Raw genomic sequence first — 18,032 nt, 5'->3', positions numbered from 1 at the left:
GCCTACATACGCCCGCAATCCCGAACCGACCGGAGCCGAGATCATGACCCCTGAGCAGGTGCTCGCCGAATTCCGAGACGCGAACGCCCTCCTCGACGGGCATTTCGTCCTCAGTTCCGGCCTGCACTCCGGGGTGTTCCTGCAGAAGATGGCGATCTTCTCCGATCCGGTCCGCACCGCGCGCCTGTGCAAGGCACTGGCGGCGAAGATCACCGAGCGGTTCGGCCCCGTCGACATCGTGGTCTCGCCCGCCATCGGCGGCATCGTGCCGGGCTACGAGACCGCCCGGCACCTCGGCGCCCGCGCGATCTTCGTGGAGCGCGACCCCGGCGGGCCCTTCACCCTGCGGCGCGGCTTCAGCATCCCGGCGGGGATGCGGGCCGTCATCGTCGAGGACATCGTCACCACCGGGCTCTCGGCGCGCGAGTGCCTCGCCTCCCTTGGCGGCGAGGCCGGCGAGATCGTGGGCGCGGCCTGCCTCATCGACCGCTCGGGCGGGCGCGGCGAGATCGGCCTGCCGCTGGTCACCCTCGTCACCCTCGACATCCCGGCCTATCCGGCGGATGCCCTGCCGCCCGAACTCGCCGCCCTGCCTGCGGTCAAGCCCGGCAGCCGGGTCTCACCGAAACCGTGAGAGGCATACGGCGCCGCGCCTCCGGAACTTGCGTCGGGGCCGGCCACTTGTCCGCGTATCGGCCCCAAATCTGGGTCGTCGACATCACCCAAGCAGGCGCGCCAAGCTGGTGCGCCAAGCGATCGACAATTACATCCTCCGGAAACGCATTGAAACCAGGCCGGGTAATCTCATAAAAAGCCAGTGCCATTATGCTTGAGCTTGACAAAATTCTTATTAACCTGCATTAGTGATGTAGATTGTTTCGGCGCTCGTTTTTGAAGCACGGTCGTTTGTCGAGCTCGCCGATTTGAAGTCAGGTCTTCCGAGGCCGATGCGTACAATTAAGCTATCAGATCTTTTAGGTATCGGAGCGCTCAAGGCCTCTACGACCTAAATGCTTATCAGAAAATGGATCATTACATGAGCGCACAGCAGCGCAGCGCCCTCTTCATTGACGGGGCCAACCTCTATGCCGCTACCAAAGCGCTTGGGTTCGATATCGATTACCGGCGTCTGTTGAAGGAATTCCAGGCGCGCGACAATCTCATTCGGGCGTTCTACTACACCGCCATGGTCGAGGATCAGGAGTATTCTTCGATCCGCCCGCTGATCGATTGGCTCGACTACAACGGCTACCGAGTCGTGACCAAACCCGCCAAGGAGTTCACGGATTCCGCCGGGCGGCGCAAGATCAAGGGCAACATGGACATCGAGCTCGCCATCGATGCCCTCGAACTCGCCCCCCGCATCGACCATATGGTGCTGTTCTCCGGCGACGGCGATTTCCGCTCCCTCGTCGAGGCGATGCAGCGCAAGGGCGTGCGCGTCACCGTGGTCTCCACGATCCAGACCCAGCCCGCCATGGTCGCCGACGACCTGCGCCGGCAGGCCGACGAGTTCCTCGACCTCGTCCAGCTCATCCCCCGGGTCGGGCGCGATCCGGGCGAGCGCACCATGCGGTCCGCCCCGGACGCACGCGGTCCCGCCGACACCGCCACCCGCTCGCGCGGCGAGACCCCCGAGCGCTCGGCCCGCCCGAGCCTCGGCCTCGAGACCCGCTACGGCATCCGCCAGGGCGAGGACAACCCCGAGGGGTAAGGACGGCCGTTGCGAATCATGCTCCCGCGTCGAGCCAGGCGATGACCTGTTCAACACTGCGGTCGGGCGGGAAGACCGGGTAGAACACCTGTCTCACCCGCCCGTCGTCGAGCACCAGGGTGAGGCGGCGCAGGAGGGTGAGGCCGCCGGCCGTGAAGGTCGGCAGCCGCATCGCCTGCGTGAGTGCCCCATGCGGATCGGCCAGCAGGCTGAACGGCAGGTGCAGGCGCGCCGCAACCTCGCGCTGGTAGGCGCTCGTCTGCGTCGAGAGCCCGTGCACATGGGAAACCCCGCGCCGGATCAGCTCGGCGTGGTGATCGCGAAAGTTGCAGGCCTGGGGTGTGCAGCCGCGCGCGCCCGGAATCGCGTCCCACTCGGGCACGAGAGTGGGCCGGCCGGGTTCGCCCGTGCGTGGATAGGCGTAGATCACCGCACGGCCCGGCAGGCGGCTCAGGGACACCCGCGTTCCGTCCGTCGCCTCGAGGGACACGTCGGGCGCGATCAGGCCTTCGAGGTGGCGGGCGGCGCCGTCATCCTCCGGCACGGGCAGGTCGGCGGGCAGGGACGCGTAGTCGGGGGTCATGACGGCGATCCGGCGGTTGGGGCGGCGTCAGGCTATCCACGCTCCACCCCGGCGGCCAATCGCGAAAAGTTCAGCCGCGGTCGCGCATGATCCGGGCGCGATCGCGCTCCCAATCGCGCTGCTTCGTCGCCTCGCGCTTGTCGTGGAGCTTCTTGCCGCGCCCGAGGCCGAGCTCGATCTTCGCCCGGCCGCGCTCGTTGAAGTAGATCTTCAGGGGCACCACGGTGAAGCCCTCGCGCTGTGTGGCGCCGATGAGCTTGTTGATCTGCTTTCGGTGCAGCAGCAGCCGGCGCGGGCGCTTGGTCTCGTGGTTGAAGCGGTTCGCCTCGACGTATTCGGGGATGTAGGCGTTGAACAGCATCAGGTCGGAGCCCGACGGCCCGGCATAGGCCTCGCCGATGGTCGCCTTGCCCTTGCGCAGGGATTTGACCTCGGTGCCAGTGAGCGCGAGCCCGGCCTCGATGGTGTCGGTGATCTCGTAATGGTAGCGGGCGGCGCGGTTGTCGGCGACGACGCGGCGATCGGGATCGGGTTTGGGTGCCATCACATCGTCGGTTCAGGCCGGCCGCCGGAATACGGCCGGGCCGAGGGATATGGTCTGTCGCGTGCGGTTTCGCCAGCGGTTTCAGCCGTCCAGAAGACCGGCATGGCGCAGGGCGGCATCGATCGCCGCCTTGCTCTCCTCGCTCACGGGCAGGAGCGGCAGGCGCAGATCCTCGCGCATGTGCCCGAGGCGGGACAGGGCGTACTTCGCCGGCGCCGGGTTCGGCTCGATGAACATGGCCGTGTGCAGGGGCATCAGGATGTCCTGCAGCTGGAGCGCCTTGGCGTAGTCGCCGGAAAGCGTCGCTTCCTGCAGGTCGGCACACAGGCGTGGGGCGACGTTCGACACCACCGAGATGCAGCCGCAGCCGCCCTGGGCGTTGAAGCCCAGGGCCGTCGCGTCCTCGCCGGAGAGCTGGACGAAGTCCGGCCCGATGGCCTGGCGCTGGAAGCTGACCCGGTCGAGCCTGGCCGTCGCGTCCTTCACCCCGACGATGTTCGTCAGCTCGGCAAGGCGTGCCATCGTCTCGACGCTCATGTCGACGATGGAGCGGCCGGGAATGTTGTAGAGGATGATCGGGATGCCGATGGCGTCGTTGACGGCCTTGAAGTGGGCGTAGAGCCCGGCCTGGGACGGCTTGTTGTAGTAGGGCGTCACCACCAGAACCGCATCGGCGCCGGCCTTCTCGGCATGGCGCGCGCGCTCGACCGCCTCGGCGGTGGAGTTCGAGCCGGCGCCCGCGATCACGGGCACGCGCCCGGCGGCCTCGGCGATGCAGATCTCGACCACGCGGTCGTGTTCGGCCGGAGTCACCGTCGGGGTCTCCCCCGTGGTGCCGACGGGCACGAGGCCGTGGATGCCCTGCGCGATCTGCCAGTTCACGAAGGCACGGAACGCGGCCTCGTCGAAGGCGCCGTCCCGGAACGGCGTCACGAGGGCGGTCATCGCGCCCTTCAGGCGCCGGGTGGTCGTGCTGGTCATCCTGGCGTTCCCGGCCCTTGGGGCTCGTCATGCGCCGGGGCCAGGACCGGCCCCGTATCAGGCGGGGAGACATAAGGCCTCGGCCGCACGGGCGCAAACGCTGCTTTGACGGGGTTAATGCCTTCTTAACGCCCTTTGGATGAGCTTGAAGGAGGCCCGCTCCCGCAGGGATTCGTAAGATCCATGGTGTTCCGGACGTGTTCGCATCGCGCCGCCCTGGCCCTCTTCCTGGGCGGCACCGCCCTGGCCGGGACGGCCTTCGTCAGTTCGACCCTGCCCCGCCTCTTCGGCTCCGGCGTGCTCGCGGCGGGATCGGACGCGCTGCCGGCGAGTGATGCCGCCGCCCCGTCGAGCGCCCTGACCGATACCAAGACCCTCGATCCCGTGGCGGCCGACGCCCTGAAGGTCGAGGCGCGGAGCACCGAGACCCCACCGGCCGACACGGCACCGCCCGGGGCCCGGACGGGCCTGCCCGCCACGGTGAAGGCCTACGCCTCGGCCGACCCCGAGGCCGGCATCGCCTTCCCCTTGCCCGACGCCGCCGTCTCGCCCGCGGCTCCGGTGCCCGAGCTGCCCGATCCGGTCCGCGCCGCCCGCATCGCCCCCGACATCGACGTGCCGGCCCTGCGCCAGGCCATCGACGCCTACCGCAAGGGGCGCGTCGGGGACGGCGATCGCCTGCGCGACGGGTTCAAGGACCCGGCCGCCCGCGCGCTCCTCGAATGGGTCGCGATCCGGGCCGGCGCCGGGATCGGGTTCGAGCGCACCATCGCGTTCACCCGCGCCAATCCGGACTGGCCGGCCGGGCCGCTGCTGCGTCGGCGCGCCGAGGAGGCCCTGCTCATCGAGCGCAAGGGACCGGCCATCGTGCGTGCCTATTTCGCGGCCTCCAAGCCCGCGAGCGCGCCGGGCCGGTTCGCCCTGGCCCTGGCGTTCCGGGCCGAGAACCTCGATGCCGACGCCGCCGCCCTGGTGCGCGAGCTGTGGCGCTCGGACACCTTCGGGCGCAGCCTCGAAGCCAAGGTGATGGACGCCTTTCCGGGCGTGCTCACCCGCATCGACCACCGCTTCCGCATGGAGCGCGCCCTCCTCAAGGAGGATTACGAGACCGCCGGCCGCGCCGCCGCGCTCGCGGGCGGGAGCTATGCCAGCCTGGTGCGGGCCCGCCGCGCCGTGGAGGACAAGAGTTCGGGCGCGCCCGGTGCCCTCAACGCGGTACCGCCGTCCCTGCGCAACGACTCGTCCTACATCCTGTCGCGGGCGCAGCACCTGCGCCGCACCGACAAGTATGCCGAGGCGGCCGCCCTGCTCTCCGTCGCGCCGACGAACCCGGACGTCCTCGTCGACGGCGACGAGTGGTGGGTGGAGCGCCGGATCGTCGCTCGCAAGCTCGTCGATCTCGGCGACGCCCGCACCGCCTACATCGTCGCCGGTCGCCACAGCGCCCGCACGGTGGAGAAGCGCATCGAGGCCGAGTTCCATGCCGGCTGGATCGCCCTGCGCTTCCTCGACGACGCGGGAACCGCCGCCCGTCATTTCGACGCCGCCGCCGCCATCGCCGAGACGCCGATCTCGCAGGCCCGCGCCGCCTACTGGCAGGGCCGCGCCGCCGAGGCCGAGGGGCGGACCGACGTGGCGAAGGCTGCCTACGAGCGCGCCGCCCTTCAGCCCATCGCCTATTACGGCCAGCTCGCCCGGGCGAAGCTCGGCCGCGCCAACCTGTCGCTCCGCTCGATTCCCGAGCTCGACGCACCCGCGCAGGCGGCCTTCTCGGACCGGCTCTACGTCCGGGCCCTGCGCATGCTGGAGGCGGCCTCCCTGAAGGATCTGGCCCTGCCGCTCTACATCGACGCGGCGACGAAGCTTTCCGATCCGGCCGAACTCGATGCCCTCGGCAACATCGCGGCGGATGTCCGCAACGCCCGGGCGCTCGTGGCCATCGGCAAGATCGCCGTGCAGCGCGGTTTGCCGCTGGACGCCCACGCCTACCCGACCATCGGCATCCCGGCCTACGAGGCGTCCGCCGCCGTGCCCCTGGTCGAGAAGGCCATGGTCTTCGCCATCGCCCGGCAGGAGAGCCAGTTCGACCCCCTGGCCCAGTCGAGCGTCGGCGCGCGCGGCCTGATGCAGATGATGCCGGCCACGGCCCAGCGCACGGCCCGCCGGGTCAGCGCCGCCTTCGACCAGGACCGGCTCACCAGCGATCCGGCCTACAACGCCCGCCTCGGCCACGCCCATCTCGGCGAGCTCATGGACGATTGGCGCGGCTCCTACATCCTCGCCTTCGCCTCCTACAATGCCGGCGGCGGCAACGTGAAGAAGTGGATCGACGCCTACGGCGATCCGCGCAAGGCGGGCGTCGACCCCATCGACTGGGTCGAGCGCATCCCCTTCACGGAGACGCGCAACTACGTCCAGCGGGTGATGGAGAACCTGCAGATCTACCGCACCCGCCTCGACACCAAGAGCGCGCTCCTCATCGACGGGGATCTGCAGCGCGGCGCGCGCTGAGGGACAGGTCAGGCCGCCTGTCGCCCGGGCGAGACGGCGCCCACGGCCGCACCCGCGAGGTAGGCCGCGAGGATCAGAGCACCGACCTCGACCCAGAGGCCGGCGCGGCCCGGAACGAGCCCGGCGAGGCTGAGCCCGCCCGCAACGGCCGCCGCGAGCACCAGGGCGAGGGTCCCCGCCAGGGTCGACCCCGTGCGCGGCAGGCCGGCGAAGCGGCCCACCACCGCGCCGAGGAGGAAGCCGAGCACCAGGGCCGGGCCGATCAGCGTCAGCAGGGGGATCACGCGAGACTCCTCATGGGCGCAGGGCCAGGCCGATGCCCTCGGCGGGCGGGCGGCTTTGCGCGGCGGGATCGGCGGCGACCCGGTCCGGCGGGAGGCCGGCCTGGAGCAGATACTCGACAAGGGCGAGGGCGCGCTGCCGCGGCAGGTCCGGCTCGGGCTCGGACGGGATGTCCGCTTTGGCGGGCGGCTTCTCGGGAGGCGTCTTGGTGGCGGCCTTGGCGCTCGCGCCCGTGGCGGGCTTCGCCTTGGTGTCGGCCTTCGTGGGCGCCTTGGCGTCCTTCGGGGGCTCGACGGAGGCCGTGCTGTCCACGGCGGTCTCGACGGCCGGCTTCGGGGCCGGCGGGGCGCCCGCCGGGTCCGTGTGGCCGGTGACCGCGATGCGGCCCGTGGGGCAGGCCTTGGCCCAGGCCGCCACCGAATCGAGGAGGGGATAGAACGCCGCCGTCAGGATGGCGCTGCCGGGCACGAACGTCAGGGCCCGGCCCGGATCGAGGGCGGTGAACCGCGTCGCACAGGCCTTCGCGTCGGGGGCGGTACCCACGCCCGGCACCGCGATGGCCGCACTGCCCTGCCACCCGGCGGGCAGCGCGCGGGGCAGATCCGATTCGATGCGGCGCGCGCTCTCGGCGTAGAGGCTGTCGCCCGTGAGCGTGAGGGCGCGGTCGGCGATGCGGATCTCGCCACGCGCCAGCACCGCCAGGGTGGCAATGCCCTGATCGAGGGCGCCCGTCAGGCCCTCGGGGGCGCCGTCAGCGAGGCGGCTCCGGTCGACGATCCGCTCGCGGAAGAACTTTGGACGCAGGGCCGCGAGGATGCGCTCGCGGGTGGCCGCGTCCGGCAGGTGGCCGCCCAGGGTCACGCTGTCGGCCTCGCGCCGGAGCTGGACGCGGTAGGGCTTGAGCGGCCGGGTCTCCAGGCGCACCGGCCCGGCCGCGACGCCGGAAGGGCGCCCGTCACGCAGGAGGGTCGCGATCTCGTCCACCGCCTGCCCGTCGAGGGCGACGCCCGTGACCGACACCGCGCCGCGCGCGAAGGCGACGCCGCCCTCCTGCAGCAGGGCGACGAGGCGCAGGGCGAAGGCGGCGAGGCCGGCGGGATCGATGGCGGGATCGAGGCCGCGTGCCGTGCGGGTCTCGTCGAGGATGCCGGCGCCCTCGGCGATCTCCGTGGCGCGGGCCCGCAGGCTGGCGCGGGCGGCCTCGGAGACCACGTGGCCCGTGAGGGTGATGGCGCCGCCCGGCGCGCGGGCGAGGCCGAAGGCGAAGTCCGGAACGTTGGCCGGCAGGATCTCGATGGTGCCGAGGGTGAACCCCGTGGGCGGCGTCGCGAGGGACGAGCGCAGGCGCGCCTCGTCCTCCGTCGAGATCGCCTCCCCCCGAACCGACAGGCGCGTGTCGGACAGTTCGACCCGGGCGCCGGGTTGCAGGGCCTTGAGTGCCGAGATCGCTTCCGCGGCGGCCTGCGCGAACTCGGCCGGCGCGCCGTAGGCCGTACGGGCGTCGTCGTCGAGGCGCGTGCCCGGCGCGAGGGACGGGGTCAGACGGTCGGCCAGGGCAAGGCGGCCGATCTCGGCCGGGCGGTTGCCCGTGAGCGCGATGCGGTCCGGCCCCGTGCGCGTGGCCGTCCACACGAAGGGAGCGGCGGTCTCGACGAGCCCGAGACTGCCCTCGATCCGGCGCAGGCCCGGCAGGGCGGCGAGGCGGGCCAGGGTGGTGTCGCGGGACACCGCGTCGGGCGCTTCGCCGAACACCACGAGGTCGCGGCCCCGCGCCGTGGCACGCAGCCACGGCTCGGTGCCCGCCCGCGCCGTCTCGCGCACGATCGCGGCGGCCTCCGCGTCGAGGCGCGCCTCCAGGGGCGGCGTCACCAGGGGCACGGCGACGCCGAGGATCACGGCGACGCCGGGCAGGCCGACGAGCCAGCCCGTGCGACGGATCAGGGCGGAAAGAGAGGCGGACACGTTCGATCCCGGTGGAAGGCGGCGTTTCGCGAAGCGGCGCTTGGCGAAGTGGCGCTTGGCGAAGTGGCGCTTGGCGAAGCCAACCCAATCATACGGTTTTCACGGCATCATGAAGGCCGTCACGCGTCGCGCAGCATCTCCAGTTCGAGCCAGCGGTCCTCGGCCTGGCCGAGCTGGGTCTCGGCCTCGCTCAGCAGACCCGAGGCCTTGGCGAAGCGCGCCGGATCGCGGGCGTAGAGATGCGGGTCGGCCAGCACCGCCCTCAGCTTGCCGATGTCGGATTCGAGCTTCTTGATCCGCTCCGGCAGGGTCTTCAGCTCGTGCTGGTCCTTGAAGTTGAGCTTGCCCTTGGGGGGGGCGGCCTCCGCCTTGGCGGCCTCCTGCGCCTTGCCGCGCTCGCGCTGCTCGGCCCGGCCCGCCCGCGTGGTCGAGGCGACGGTGCGGGCCTGCACGCCCTCGCCGCGCTGGGCGATCATGTCGGTGTAGCCGCCCGCATACTCGATCCAGGCGCCCTCGCCCTCGCTGACGAGGACGCTGCCCACGACCCGGTCGAGGAAGTCGCGGTCGTGGCTGACCAGGATCAGGGTGCCGGAATAGTCGGTGAGCATCTCCTGCAGGAGGTCGAGGGTCTCGAGATCGAGGTCGTTGGTCGGCTCGTCGAGGACCAGCAGGTTGGCGGGCTGTGCGAGTGCCCGGGCGATGAGGAGGCGGTTGCGCTCGCCGCCCGACAGCACGCTCACGGGGGTGCGGGCCTGCTCGGGCGCGAACAGGAAGTCCTTCATGTAGCCGATGACGTGGCGGCTGACCCCGCCGACGGTGACCGAATCGCCGCTGCCGCCGGTGAGCACCTCGGTCACGGTCATCGACGGTTCCAGGACCGCGCGGGTCTGGTCGAGGAGCATCATCTTGAGGTTGGTACCGAGCGCGATGGTCCCGGAATCCGGCGGTTGCTGGCCGGTGAGCAGGTTGATCAGCGTGGTCTTGCCGGCGCCGTTGGGGCCGACGATGCCGAGGCGGTCGCCGCGCATCACCCGGATCGACAGGTCGGCGACGATGGTGCGCTCCCCGTAGGCTTTCGCCGCGCCCTTGGCCTCCACCACGAGGGCGCCCGACGGGTCGGCCTCCGTCGAGCTCATGGTGGCGGTGCCGACGGGGCGGCGGTCCTCGCGCCGGTCCTTGCGGAGCTGATGAAGGTTGCCGAGGCGCCGGACGTTGCGCTTGCGCCGGGCCGTGACGCCGTAGCGCAGCCAATGCTCTTCGTCGGCGATCTTGCGCTCGAGCTTGTGCCGGTCGCGCTCCTCCTCCTCGAAGAACGCGTCGCGCCACGCCTCGAAGGTGGTGAATCCCTGCTCGATCCGCCGGGTGGTGCCGCGATCGAGCCAGACCGTGGTCTTCGACAGGGCCGAGAGGAAGCGCCGGTCGTGGCTGATGAGGATGAGCGCGCCGCGCACGCTCTTCAGTTCGGCTTCCAGCCACTCGATGGCCGGCAGGTCGAGGTGGTTGGTCGGCTCGTCGAGGAGCAGAATGTCGGGCTCGGGCGCCAGGGCCTGGGCGAGGGCCACGCGCCGGCCCTCGCCGCCGGACAGGCGCGACGGGTCCTCCTCCCCGGTCATGCCGAGGCTCTCCAGCAGATAGCGGGCGCGGTAGGCCTCGTCGCCGTGGGTGAGCCCGGCTTCTACGAAGTCGAGGGTGGTGGTGAACCCTGAGAAGTCCGGCTCTTGGGCCAGATACCGGATGGTGGTGCCGGGCTGGACGAAGCGTAACCCCTTGTCGGGCTCCACCAATCCGGCGGCGATCTTCATCAGGGTCGACTTGCCCGAGCCGTTGCGGCCGACGAGGCAGGTACGCTCGCCCGGCGAGATCGCGAGCTCGGCCCGTTCGATGAGGGGCGTGCCGCCGAAGGTGAGGGCGACGTCTTGGAGGGTGAGAAGCGGGGGAGCGGCCATGGCCGGGCTTATGGCAGTGCCGGCGCCCGTGAACAAATGGTTCGGGGCGCCGGACGCGGAAACCCTACATGACCGGGTTGGCGGGACCCGTGGGCGCAGGGCCGACATCGGGGCCGACGCCCGGATCGTTCACGGGAATCTCGTCCGGCGTCACGTCGGGCGCTTCCGTCGGCGTCTGGCCGGGAAACTCGGGCGCGGGCAGATCGGGCCCGGGCGGCGGCGTCTGCGGAGCCTCGTAGGGCGTCTCGGGAACGGGAGCACCGGGATTCGACATGGCAGGCCTCGCGAAAAGGTCGGGCGTGAGGAACGGGCGCCCGGCGTGCCGGTTCCGCCTCGTTTCCGGTCCCGCCTACTTCTTCGTCAGAAGGAGGTTGCCCTCCTGGCCGAGCTTCTTCTGGATGCGTTCGGCGAACAGGGCGAGCAGCAGCGGCAGGCGCACTTCGACCCGAACGGTCTGGGGGCCGACATCCACCTGCCCGTCGACCTTCTGGCCCATGGCCGCCATGGCGAAGTCGAGGCGGTCGTCGGTCCAGGCCAACTTGTCGACGGCGACGCCGGTCTTGTCGAGCAGCCCCTGGACCTGACCCATCCCGTCGGCGATGCGCCGGCGGGCTTCGGCCAGGCCGAGCTCATGCGGGATTTCGACGATCAAGGGCTTGGCCATGGGGGTCCTGCGCGGTTGGCTCCGACCCCCGACATGGGGACGGCCGCCGGCGAGACAACGCCGGCGGCTGCGGAAGGTGACGTTTTCGAGGGAGGCGACGCGATGCGGGCCTCGGTTTTCACGAGGCGCGCTGCGATGCGCGCCTCAGTGAACCACGCTCAGCGCCACATGGGTCACGCCGCCCATGCCGATGGCGCGGGCCGGTCCCTTGGCGAGGTCGATGATCCGGCCGCGCACGAACGGCCCCCGGTCGTTGATCCGCACCACCACGGAGCGGCCGTTGCGCTTGTTCTGCACCAGCACCCGTGTGCCGAAGGGCAGGCTGCGATGGGCGGCCGTCATGCCGTTCGGGTTGAAGCGCTCGCCGTTGGCCGTCTGGCGACCGCTTCCGTACCAGGACGCGCCACCGCTCTGGGCGGCGGCCGGCAGGCTGGCGAAGGTCATGACGGTGCCGATGAGGGTGGCGGCCACACGAACGGAATTGATGTTCATTCGGTCTTGCTCGGTTGTTTCGGATGGCCGGCAAAATGAATTTGAACGGGGCCAAAATGAGACCGGGTGAAATGAGGCATTTGCGGTCACATATGAGGCTAGATCAAAGGCATCATCTGTAGTTGTACAACAATGTAGTGTGGATCGATGTGTGAAAGCCGAAAAGACGTTTCATTCCAAGTGAATGCTGCCGTGGGCCGATCCGGCCGCGGGCTCTGCCTGCCCCCGCACCGAGCAGCAAAAAACTGCCCTGCGCGCGACGAAACCCAGCCATGCGCCGCCCTCCCGGGGCCGAAGAAGAAAGATTATTTTCAAGATCGCGGCTTGGGGGCCGGTTGCCTGACGTCCGAGGGTTCAGCAGACCCCGCCCTACCCGTGTTCTGGATCGGTGGAAGTGTTGGCGACATCTCGGGTTATGCCCTCCGACACCCAGGGCAACACTGATGCAGGACCGATCGGTGCTCGCAATTAGCCTGCGGGACGGTCCGGCAACGCACCCGGCAAAAACTGCAGCCCCAAATCGAGACGCATTCGCCTCAACCCGGCAACCCGCCCTTTACGTTAACGGCCGCATGGTCCGCCTTGTCAGTCGCGTAACCGGTGTTTGCCATGGCTCCCCTGCGTACCGCGGTTGCCGATACCGTCGCCCGGAAAAGTGTCTCGCGTACCGGGCGACTCGTGTCGGCGCCGCGGATGGGTCTCGTACCCCCCGTTCAGCGCCTTCCCCTCGATGAGATTCTCGTTGGGGATTGCATCGGCGCCATGAACGCCCTGCCGGCGGGCAGCGTCGACTGCGTGTTCGCCGATCCACCCTACAACCTCCAGCTCGGCGAGGGCTCGCTCCTGCGGCCCGATCAGAGCCGCGTCGACGCCGTCGACGACGCCTGGGACCAGTTCTCGAGCTTTGCCGCCTACGACGCCTTCACCCGCGCCTGGCTCACCGCCGCCCGCCGGGTGATGAAGCCGAACGCGACCCTGTGGGTCATCGGCTCCTACCACAACATTTTTCGCGTCGGCGGCGCGCTCCAGGACCTCGGGTTCTGGATCCTCAACGACATCGTCTGGCGCAAGGCCAACCCGATGCCGAACTTCCGCGGCAAGCGCTTCACCAACGCCCACGAGACCCTGATCTGGGCGTCGCGCTCGGCCGAATCGAAGGGCTACACCTTCCATTACGAGGCGCTGAAGGGCGGCAACGACGACGTCCAGATGCGTTCGGACTGGTTCATCCCCCTCTGCACCGGCGACGAGCGCCTGAAGGGCGCCGACGGTCTGAAGGTCCACCCGACCCAGAAGCCGGAGGCCCTGCTCGCCCGCACCATCCTGTCGGCGACGAATCCGGGTGACGTGATCCTCGACCCGTTCTTCGGCACCGGCACCACCGGCGCCGTGGCCAAGCGCCTCGGCCGCCGCTTCATCGGCATCGAGCGCGAGACCGTCTATGCCGACGCGGCCCGCGCCCGCATCGACGCCGTCGAGCCCCTGTCGCAGGCCGCCCTCATGGTGGCGCCGACGAAGCGCGCCGAGCCCCGCGTCGCCTTCCTCAGCGTTCTCGAGGCCGGTCACATTCGTGCCGGCGAGACCCTCACGGACGCGCGCGGGCGGCATTCGGCCATCGTGCGCCCCGACGGCACCGTGATGGCCGGCCCGGCCTCGGGCTCGATCCACAAGATCGGCGCCCTCGTGCAGGGCCTGCCGGCCTGCAACGGCTGGGATTTCTGGCACGCCACCCGCGACGGCAAGCCCGTGGTGATCGACGTGTTCCGAGCCCGGATGCGGGCCGCCATGGGTTCGGCCGCCTGAATTTCTGGTACAGCCCGCCTTCCGCGGAATGCCCTCTCCCGCAAAGTGGGGAGGGGTCGCGCCCTACTGCCCGCGCGTCCTCGGCCGGCCGCGTTTTCGCGGCGGGGCAGGCGGCGCCTCCTCCGGCTCCCCAAAAAACCCCTCCCCGTCCTCGACGGGCGGTGCCACCACAGCACGCGGCGCCGGCTTCGGCACCGGGCGAAAACTCGGCGGTGGCTGCGGAGCCTCCACTTCCGGCTCGGCGAAGAGCGGCGTGTCGGCGACCGCCCGCAGGGCCTTCGGGCGCCCGCGCTTCACCGGCTCGGGCTTCGGATCGAAGGCGTGGGCCAGCACCTTCTTCATCACGCCGGGCAGTGGCTCGTCGTCGAGATTCCGCCGGGGCGTGAAGCGCATGCCGGCGGGGGCCTGGGTGCTCAAGGCGACGCGGGCGAGGAAGACCGTCAGCTCGAGGGGGAAATGCGTGAAGCCGTGGCGCACGAGCCCCGGCAGACGCTTCCAGCGGGCGTCGAACGGCGCGTCGAGGAGGGCCTGGGCCGGATCGTAATCCGGCTCCCACGGGCTCATGGGCGGCTCGGCCATGGCGCCGAGCAGGCCCTCCGGCGGGCGGGTGCGCAGGAGGATCGCCTCATCGCCGGCCCGGACCGCCACGAAGGCCGCGCCCTTGCGCAGGGTCCCCTTCACCGCCTTCAGTTTTCGCGGAAACGTCTCCTGCGTGCCGGCGGCCCGGGCGCGGCACGGCGCCATCCACGGACACAGGGCGCAGGCCGGGCGCTTGGGTGTGCAGATCGTGGCGCCGAGATCCATCACCGCCTGCGCGAAATCGCCCGGCCGGTCGTGCGGCACCAGGGCTTGTGTCACGGCGCGAACCTCCGTGCGGGCGGCCGGCATCATCGTCTCGATGGCGTAGAGGCGGGTCATCACCCGTTCGACGTTGCCGTCGACGGCGGCCTCCGGGCGGTCGAAGGCGATGGCCGCGATGGCGCCGGCCGTGTAGGCGCCGACGCCGGGAAGCTTTCTCAGGCCCGCGAGGGTGTCGGGAAACGCGCCGGCCTCCGCCACAGCCTTGGCGCAGGCGTGGAGGTTGCGCGCCCGGGAATAGTAGCCGAGCCCGGCCCAGGCCGACATCACCGCCTCCTCGGGGGCGGCCGCCAAGGCATCCACGCTGGGGAAGCGTTCCAGAAACTTGTGGAAGTAGGGTTTCACCGCCGCGATGGTGGTCTGCTGCAGCATCACCTCGGAAAGCCAGATCCGGTACGGGTCCGGCGCCTGCCCCGGCAGGGCGCGCCAGGGCAGGACGCGGCGGTGCCGGTCGTACCAGGTCAGCAGATCGTCCGCCCGGGGACTTGGTAGATCGCCCGCCAGGGGGCTTGGTAGATCGCCCGCCAGGGGGCTTGGTAGAGATGCGTCGGTCACGGGGCTCGGCACTGGCATGGGGCACCCGTCCTTACTCCGGTCGCTCGACGCCTCCAACCGGGCCTTCGGCGGCACGCAACGCCGTGCTAACCATTCGGGCGCGATACGGTGTGGATCGGCGGCGGGAAACGGAAGCGGTTGCGCATGGCGCGGGTCAAGCCACTCGCCGAACTCCTCGATGCCTGCATCGGCCCGGCCTTCGCCGCGCAGGGCTTCGCCTCCACGGACATCCTCGCCGCCTGGCCCGAGATCGTCGGCGAGCGCCTGGCGCGCTACTGCCAGCCCTCCAAGCTCGAATGGCCGCGCCGGCGCCGCCGCGAAGAGGAGGGCCGCCCCGATCCCGGTACTCTGGTGGTGCGGGTGGAGGGCGTGTTCGCCCTCGAACTCCAGCACCTCGCCCCGATCGTGATCCAGCGGGTCAACGCCCATTACGGCTGGGCCTGCGTCGCCAAGATCGTCATGCGCCAGGGCCGGGTCGACCGTATCGGCCGAAAGGTGCCACCGCCCGTCGTCGACCCCGTCCGCCGCGGCGAAGTGGCACTCGCGGTCCGCACCATCGACGACGACGCCCTGCGCGATGCCCTCGACCGCCTCGGCATGGCGGTGGTCGCGACGGCCCCGAAAGCCGTGCCCCGGCGCTGAGTCGGGCGCCCGCGCGCCTTGTCAGGACGGCCGGCAGATTCTACCGCAGGCGGGAGACGATGCGTTTGTCCGCAAGCGGAGCCTGTCACGACCATGATCACCCGGCGCGACGCCCTCAAAGCCACCGGCCTCGCCATCGGCGCGGCGGCCCTCCTGCCCCGGTTCACCCTGGATGCGTTCGCGCAAGGCGGGGCGAATCTCTCGACCCTGATGGAGCCCGGGCCCTTGGGCGACGTCTGGCTCGGCCCGAAGGACGCGAAGGTGACGATCATCGAGTACGCCTCGATGACCTGTTCCCATTGCGCCGCCTTCCACCGGACGACGTACCCGGTCCTCAAGGAGCGCTACATCGACACCGGCAAGGTGCGCTTCACCCTGCGGGAATTCCCCCTCGATCCGCTCGCCACCGCGGCCTTCATGCTGGCGCGCTGCGACGGCGACGCGAAGTACTACCCCATCACCGACCTGCTGTTCGACCAGCAGCAGGGCTGGGCCTACGTGCAGAAGCCGCAATCGCCCGTGGACGCCCTGGAGCAGATGCTGCGCCAGGCCGGTTTCTCGAAGGACAAGTTCGAGGCCTGCCTCAAGGACCAGAAGCTCTACGGGGCCATCAACACGGTCAAGCAGCGTGGCATGGACACCTTCAAGGTGGATTCCACCCCGACCTTCTTCATCAACGGCGAGCGTTACACCGGCGAGATGTCCATCGAGGGCATGGAGAAGGTGATCAAGCCGATTCTCGGCGCCTGACGCATCGCTTTTGCGATGCACGGGCAAAACAGCGAATTCCCGAATGGGCGCAATATGTTAAGTCGTGTCGAGGTCGCCTTGACACCCAAGGTGGGCGAAACTATGTTGCCGCCCGCTTGAAGGAGGTGTCCCGGCCGGTTCTCTCCGCTCTCGCCAATGTGAGTTTTCGCGTATGAGCGGCAACGACGCTGGGGATGGGCGCGGAGCCGAACGGGAGCAAGCGCGGGACGAGGACCTCTCCCAGAGGCTCAAACGTCTCGAGACGCAGATCGAGCGGAAGCGGCCCAGCGCCCCTCCCGGTCCTTCGTCGCGTTCCGGTTCTTCGACCGGGCCCTCTCCTCTCGGCCAAGCGATGCGACTCTCCACGGAGTTCATCGCCGGCGTCCTGGCGGGGGGCATACTCGGCTGGATGTGCGATCATTTCCTGGGGACGAAACCCTGGGGCCTGATCGTCCTGCTGATGCTGGGCTTCCTGACCGGCGTCTATAACGTCATGCGTGTCTCGGGATCGCTCTCGAAGGCGCCGACGAAGGAACGGGATCGCTAGGCGATTTCGTGAGAACGCCGCTCGCGCGGCGATTGGTGGTGGCGGGCCTCCGGCCCGTTCGGTTTCGAAAAGGACGGGAGCGGCAATGGCCGTAAAGATGGATCCGATCCACCAGTTCGAGCTCAAGCCGCTCGTCTCGTTCGGACATATCGGTAACCAGGAGATCGCGTTCACGCAGTCGGCCCTGTACATGTTCGCCGCCGTGGGGATCATCGCGCTGATCACCATCGTGGCCACCGCGCAGCGCTCGGTGGTGCCGGGTCGCATGCAGTCCATGGCCGAGGTGTTCTACGAGTTCATCGGCTCGACCCTGCGCCAGTCCGCCGGCCACGGCTCCGAGCGGTTCATGCCCCTGATCTTCTCGCTGTTCATGTTCGTGCTCGTGCTGAACATGCTCGGCATGATCCCCTACGCCTTCGCGGTGACCAGCCACATCATCGTCACCTTCGCGCTGGCCTTCCTCGTGATCGGCACCGTGATCGTCTACGGCTTCATGGCCCATGGCACGAAGTTCCTGAAGGTGTTCGTGCCCTCCGGCGTGCCCGGCTGGCTCCTGCCGATGATCGTCGCCATCGAGATCGTGTCGTTCATCTCGCGCCCCATCAGCCTCGCGGTGCGTCTGTTCGCCAACGTGCTCGCCGGCCACATCGCCCTCAAGATCTTCGCGGGCTTCGTTCCGGCGCTCCTCGCCGCCGGCGCCTGGGGGGCGATCTCGCCCCTCCCTCTGGCCCTCAGCGTCGCGGTCACGGCCCTCGAGTTCCTCGTGGCCGGCCTGCAGGCCTACGTCTTCGCCACGCTCGCTTCGATCTATCTCAGCGACGCGCTGCATCCCGGCCACTAAGGCCGGTGGATTCCGGCCCTCGCGGCCGGGCACCCCTTCCGTCCCCGGGTCCGCCCTCGCGGCCCGGATTCTCTCCACGCAACGACGACACGGACCCCAGGAGCAATTTGATGGATCCCTTAGCTGCCAAGTACATCGGTGCCGGCCTCGCCTGTCTCGGCATGGCGGGCGCCGCCATCGGCCTCGGCAACCTCTTCGGCCAGTTCTACGCCGGTGCCCTGCGCAACCCGTCGGCCGCCGACGGCCAGCGCGGCAACCTGCTCCTCGGCTTCGCCCTCACGGAAGCGCTCGGCATCTTCTCGCTGCTCGTCGCGCTGCTTCTCCTGTTCGCCGTCTGAGTCCAGCGAACCGATACCG

19 protein-coding genes are annotated in these 18,032 nt (G+C 70.0%); 9 read left to right on the top strand and 10 right to left on the bottom strand.

The window, feature by feature from the left end:
* The first annotated feature begins 43 nt into the window (after window positions 1-43).
* Both pyrE and ASF27_RS17510 read left to right on the top strand, forming a co-directional pair.
* Window positions 44-634, top strand: coding sequence for an orotate phosphoribosyltransferase (gene pyrE / locus ASF27_RS17515; protein ID WP_056303258.1), 591 nt, complete (start codon window positions 44-46; stop codon window positions 632-634).
* A gap of 402 nt (window positions 635-1,036) precedes the next feature.
* Window positions 1,037-1,714 (top strand): NYN domain-containing protein, encoded by a 678-nt coding sequence (locus tag ASF27_RS17510; RefSeq protein ID WP_056362220.1) that lies wholly within the window; start codon window positions 1,037-1,039, stop codon window positions 1,712-1,714.
* A gap of 16 nt (window positions 1,715-1,730) precedes the next feature.
* On the opposite strand, the gene ASF27_RS17505 is transcribed toward ASF27_RS17510, so the two are convergent.
* The 3 genes from ASF27_RS17505 to dapA all read right to left on the bottom strand — a co-directional run bounded on the left by ASF27_RS17505 (window position 1,731) and on the right by dapA (window position 3,822).
* The gene (locus ASF27_RS17505; RefSeq protein WP_056362062.1) at window positions 1,731-2,297 is read right to left on the bottom strand and encodes a peroxiredoxin; all 567 of its coding nucleotides are present in this window, start codon (window positions 2,295-2,297) and stop codon (window positions 1,731-1,733) included.
* Window positions 2,298-2,367: 70 nt separating this feature from the next.
* On the bottom strand, window positions 2,368-2,841 hold the full coding sequence (gene smpB, locus ASF27_RS17500; protein WP_056173907.1) for an SsrA-binding protein SmpB: 474 nt from the start codon (window positions 2,839-2,841) through the stop codon (window positions 2,368-2,370).
* 81 nt (window positions 2,842-2,922) lie between these two features.
* Complete coding sequence (gene dapA, locus ASF27_RS17495; RefSeq protein ID WP_056362060.1) at window positions 2,923-3,822, bottom strand: 4-hydroxy-tetrahydrodipicolinate synthase; 900 nt, start codon at window positions 3,820-3,822, stop codon at window positions 2,923-2,925.
* 183 nt (window positions 3,823-4,005) lie between these two features.
* Here dapA and ASF27_RS17490 point away from each other — a divergent pair, with 183 nt between their 5' ends.
* Window positions 4,006-6,333 carry a lytic transglycosylase domain-containing protein gene (locus ASF27_RS17490; protein WP_056362057.1) on the top strand — a complete coding sequence of 776 codons (2,328 nt, stop codon included), beginning with the start codon at window positions 4,006-4,008 and terminating at the stop codon, window positions 6,331-6,333.
* 8 nt (window positions 6,334-6,341) lie between these two features.
* On the opposite strand, the gene ASF27_RS17485 is transcribed toward ASF27_RS17490, so the two are convergent.
* The 6 genes from ASF27_RS17485 to ASF27_RS17460 form a co-directional block, all read right to left on the bottom strand.
* A complete protein-coding gene (locus ASF27_RS17485; protein WP_056173898.1) occupies window positions 6,342-6,617 on the bottom strand; it encodes a hypothetical protein in 276 nt (91 codons plus the stop codon).
* A gap of 10 nt (window positions 6,618-6,627) precedes the next feature.
* Window positions 6,628-8,577 carry a hypothetical protein gene (locus tag ASF27_RS17480; protein WP_082479262.1) on the bottom strand — a complete coding sequence of 650 codons (1,950 nt, stop codon included), beginning with the start codon at window positions 8,575-8,577 and terminating at the stop codon, window positions 6,628-6,630.
* 119 nt (window positions 8,578-8,696) lie between these two features.
* Window positions 8,697-10,523, bottom strand: coding sequence for an ATP-binding cassette domain-containing protein (locus ASF27_RS17475; RefSeq protein ID WP_056262219.1), 1,827 nt, complete (start codon window positions 10,521-10,523; stop codon window positions 8,697-8,699).
* Window positions 10,524-10,587: 64 nt separating this feature from the next.
* Window positions 10,588-10,797, bottom strand: coding sequence for a hypothetical protein (locus ASF27_RS17470; protein WP_056303269.1), 210 nt, complete (start codon window positions 10,795-10,797; stop codon window positions 10,588-10,590).
* A gap of 75 nt (window positions 10,798-10,872) precedes the next feature.
* Window positions 10,873-11,187 (bottom strand): polyhydroxyalkanoic acid system family protein, encoded by a 315-nt coding sequence (locus ASF27_RS17465; protein WP_056092422.1) that lies wholly within the window; start codon window positions 11,185-11,187, stop codon window positions 10,873-10,875.
* Between the two features lie 144 nt (window positions 11,188-11,331).
* Window positions 11,332-11,679 (bottom strand): septal ring lytic transglycosylase RlpA family protein, encoded by a 348-nt coding sequence (locus tag ASF27_RS17460; RefSeq protein WP_056173892.1) that lies wholly within the window; start codon window positions 11,677-11,679, stop codon window positions 11,332-11,334.
* A gap of 609 nt (window positions 11,680-12,288) precedes the next feature.
* Between ASF27_RS17460 and ASF27_RS17455 the strand changes: the two genes are divergently transcribed.
* Window positions 12,289-13,482 (top strand): site-specific DNA-methyltransferase, encoded by a 1,194-nt coding sequence (locus tag ASF27_RS17455; protein ID WP_274533799.1) that lies wholly within the window; start codon window positions 12,289-12,291, stop codon window positions 13,480-13,482.
* 63 nt (window positions 13,483-13,545) lie between these two features.
* On the opposite strand, the gene mutY is transcribed toward ASF27_RS17455, so the two are convergent.
* The gene (gene mutY / locus ASF27_RS17450; RefSeq protein WP_082479261.1) at window positions 13,546-14,913 is read right to left on the bottom strand and encodes an A/G-specific adenine glycosylase; all 1,368 of its coding nucleotides are present in this window, start codon (window positions 14,911-14,913) and stop codon (window positions 13,546-13,548) included.
* Between the two features lie 126 nt (window positions 14,914-15,039).
* Between mutY and ASF27_RS17445 the strand changes: the two genes are divergently transcribed.
* The 5 genes from ASF27_RS17445 (at window position 15,040) to ASF27_RS17425 (ending at window position 18,013) form a co-directional block, all read left to right on the top strand.
* Window positions 15,040-15,537 (top strand): DUF721 domain-containing protein, encoded by a 498-nt coding sequence (locus ASF27_RS17445; RefSeq protein ID WP_056173886.1) that lies wholly within the window; start codon window positions 15,040-15,042, stop codon window positions 15,535-15,537.
* Window positions 15,538-15,630: 93 nt separating this feature from the next.
* Window positions 15,631-16,287 (top strand): thioredoxin domain-containing protein, encoded by a 657-nt coding sequence (locus tag ASF27_RS17440; RefSeq protein WP_056261939.1) that lies wholly within the window; start codon window positions 15,631-15,633, stop codon window positions 16,285-16,287.
* A 172-nt stretch (window positions 16,288-16,459) separates the two neighbouring features.
* Window positions 16,460-16,834 carry an AtpZ/AtpI family protein gene (locus tag ASF27_RS17435; RefSeq protein WP_056173881.1) on the top strand — a complete coding sequence of 125 codons (375 nt, stop codon included), beginning with the start codon at window positions 16,460-16,462 and terminating at the stop codon, window positions 16,832-16,834.
* 85 nt (window positions 16,835-16,919) lie between these two features.
* Entirely contained in the window at window positions 16,920-17,675 is a 756-nt protein-coding gene (locus ASF27_RS17430) for a F0F1 ATP synthase subunit A (protein WP_056173877.1), read from the top strand.
* A 110-nt stretch (window positions 17,676-17,785) separates the two neighbouring features.
* Window positions 17,786-18,013: a F0F1 ATP synthase subunit C gene (locus tag ASF27_RS17425; RefSeq protein ID WP_018044493.1), complete on the top strand. Its 228-nt coding sequence runs from the start codon at window positions 17,786-17,788 to the stop codon at window positions 18,011-18,013.
* Window positions 18,014-18,032: the final 19 nt, after the last annotated feature.

This window comes from Methylobacterium sp. Leaf102, from assembly GCF_001422425.1.
GTDB lineage: Bacteria > Pseudomonadota > Alphaproteobacteria > Rhizobiales > Beijerinckiaceae > Methylobacterium.
Note: the sequence above shows the minus strand (reverse complement) of the source record. Positions and strands in the feature narration are given on the sequence as shown.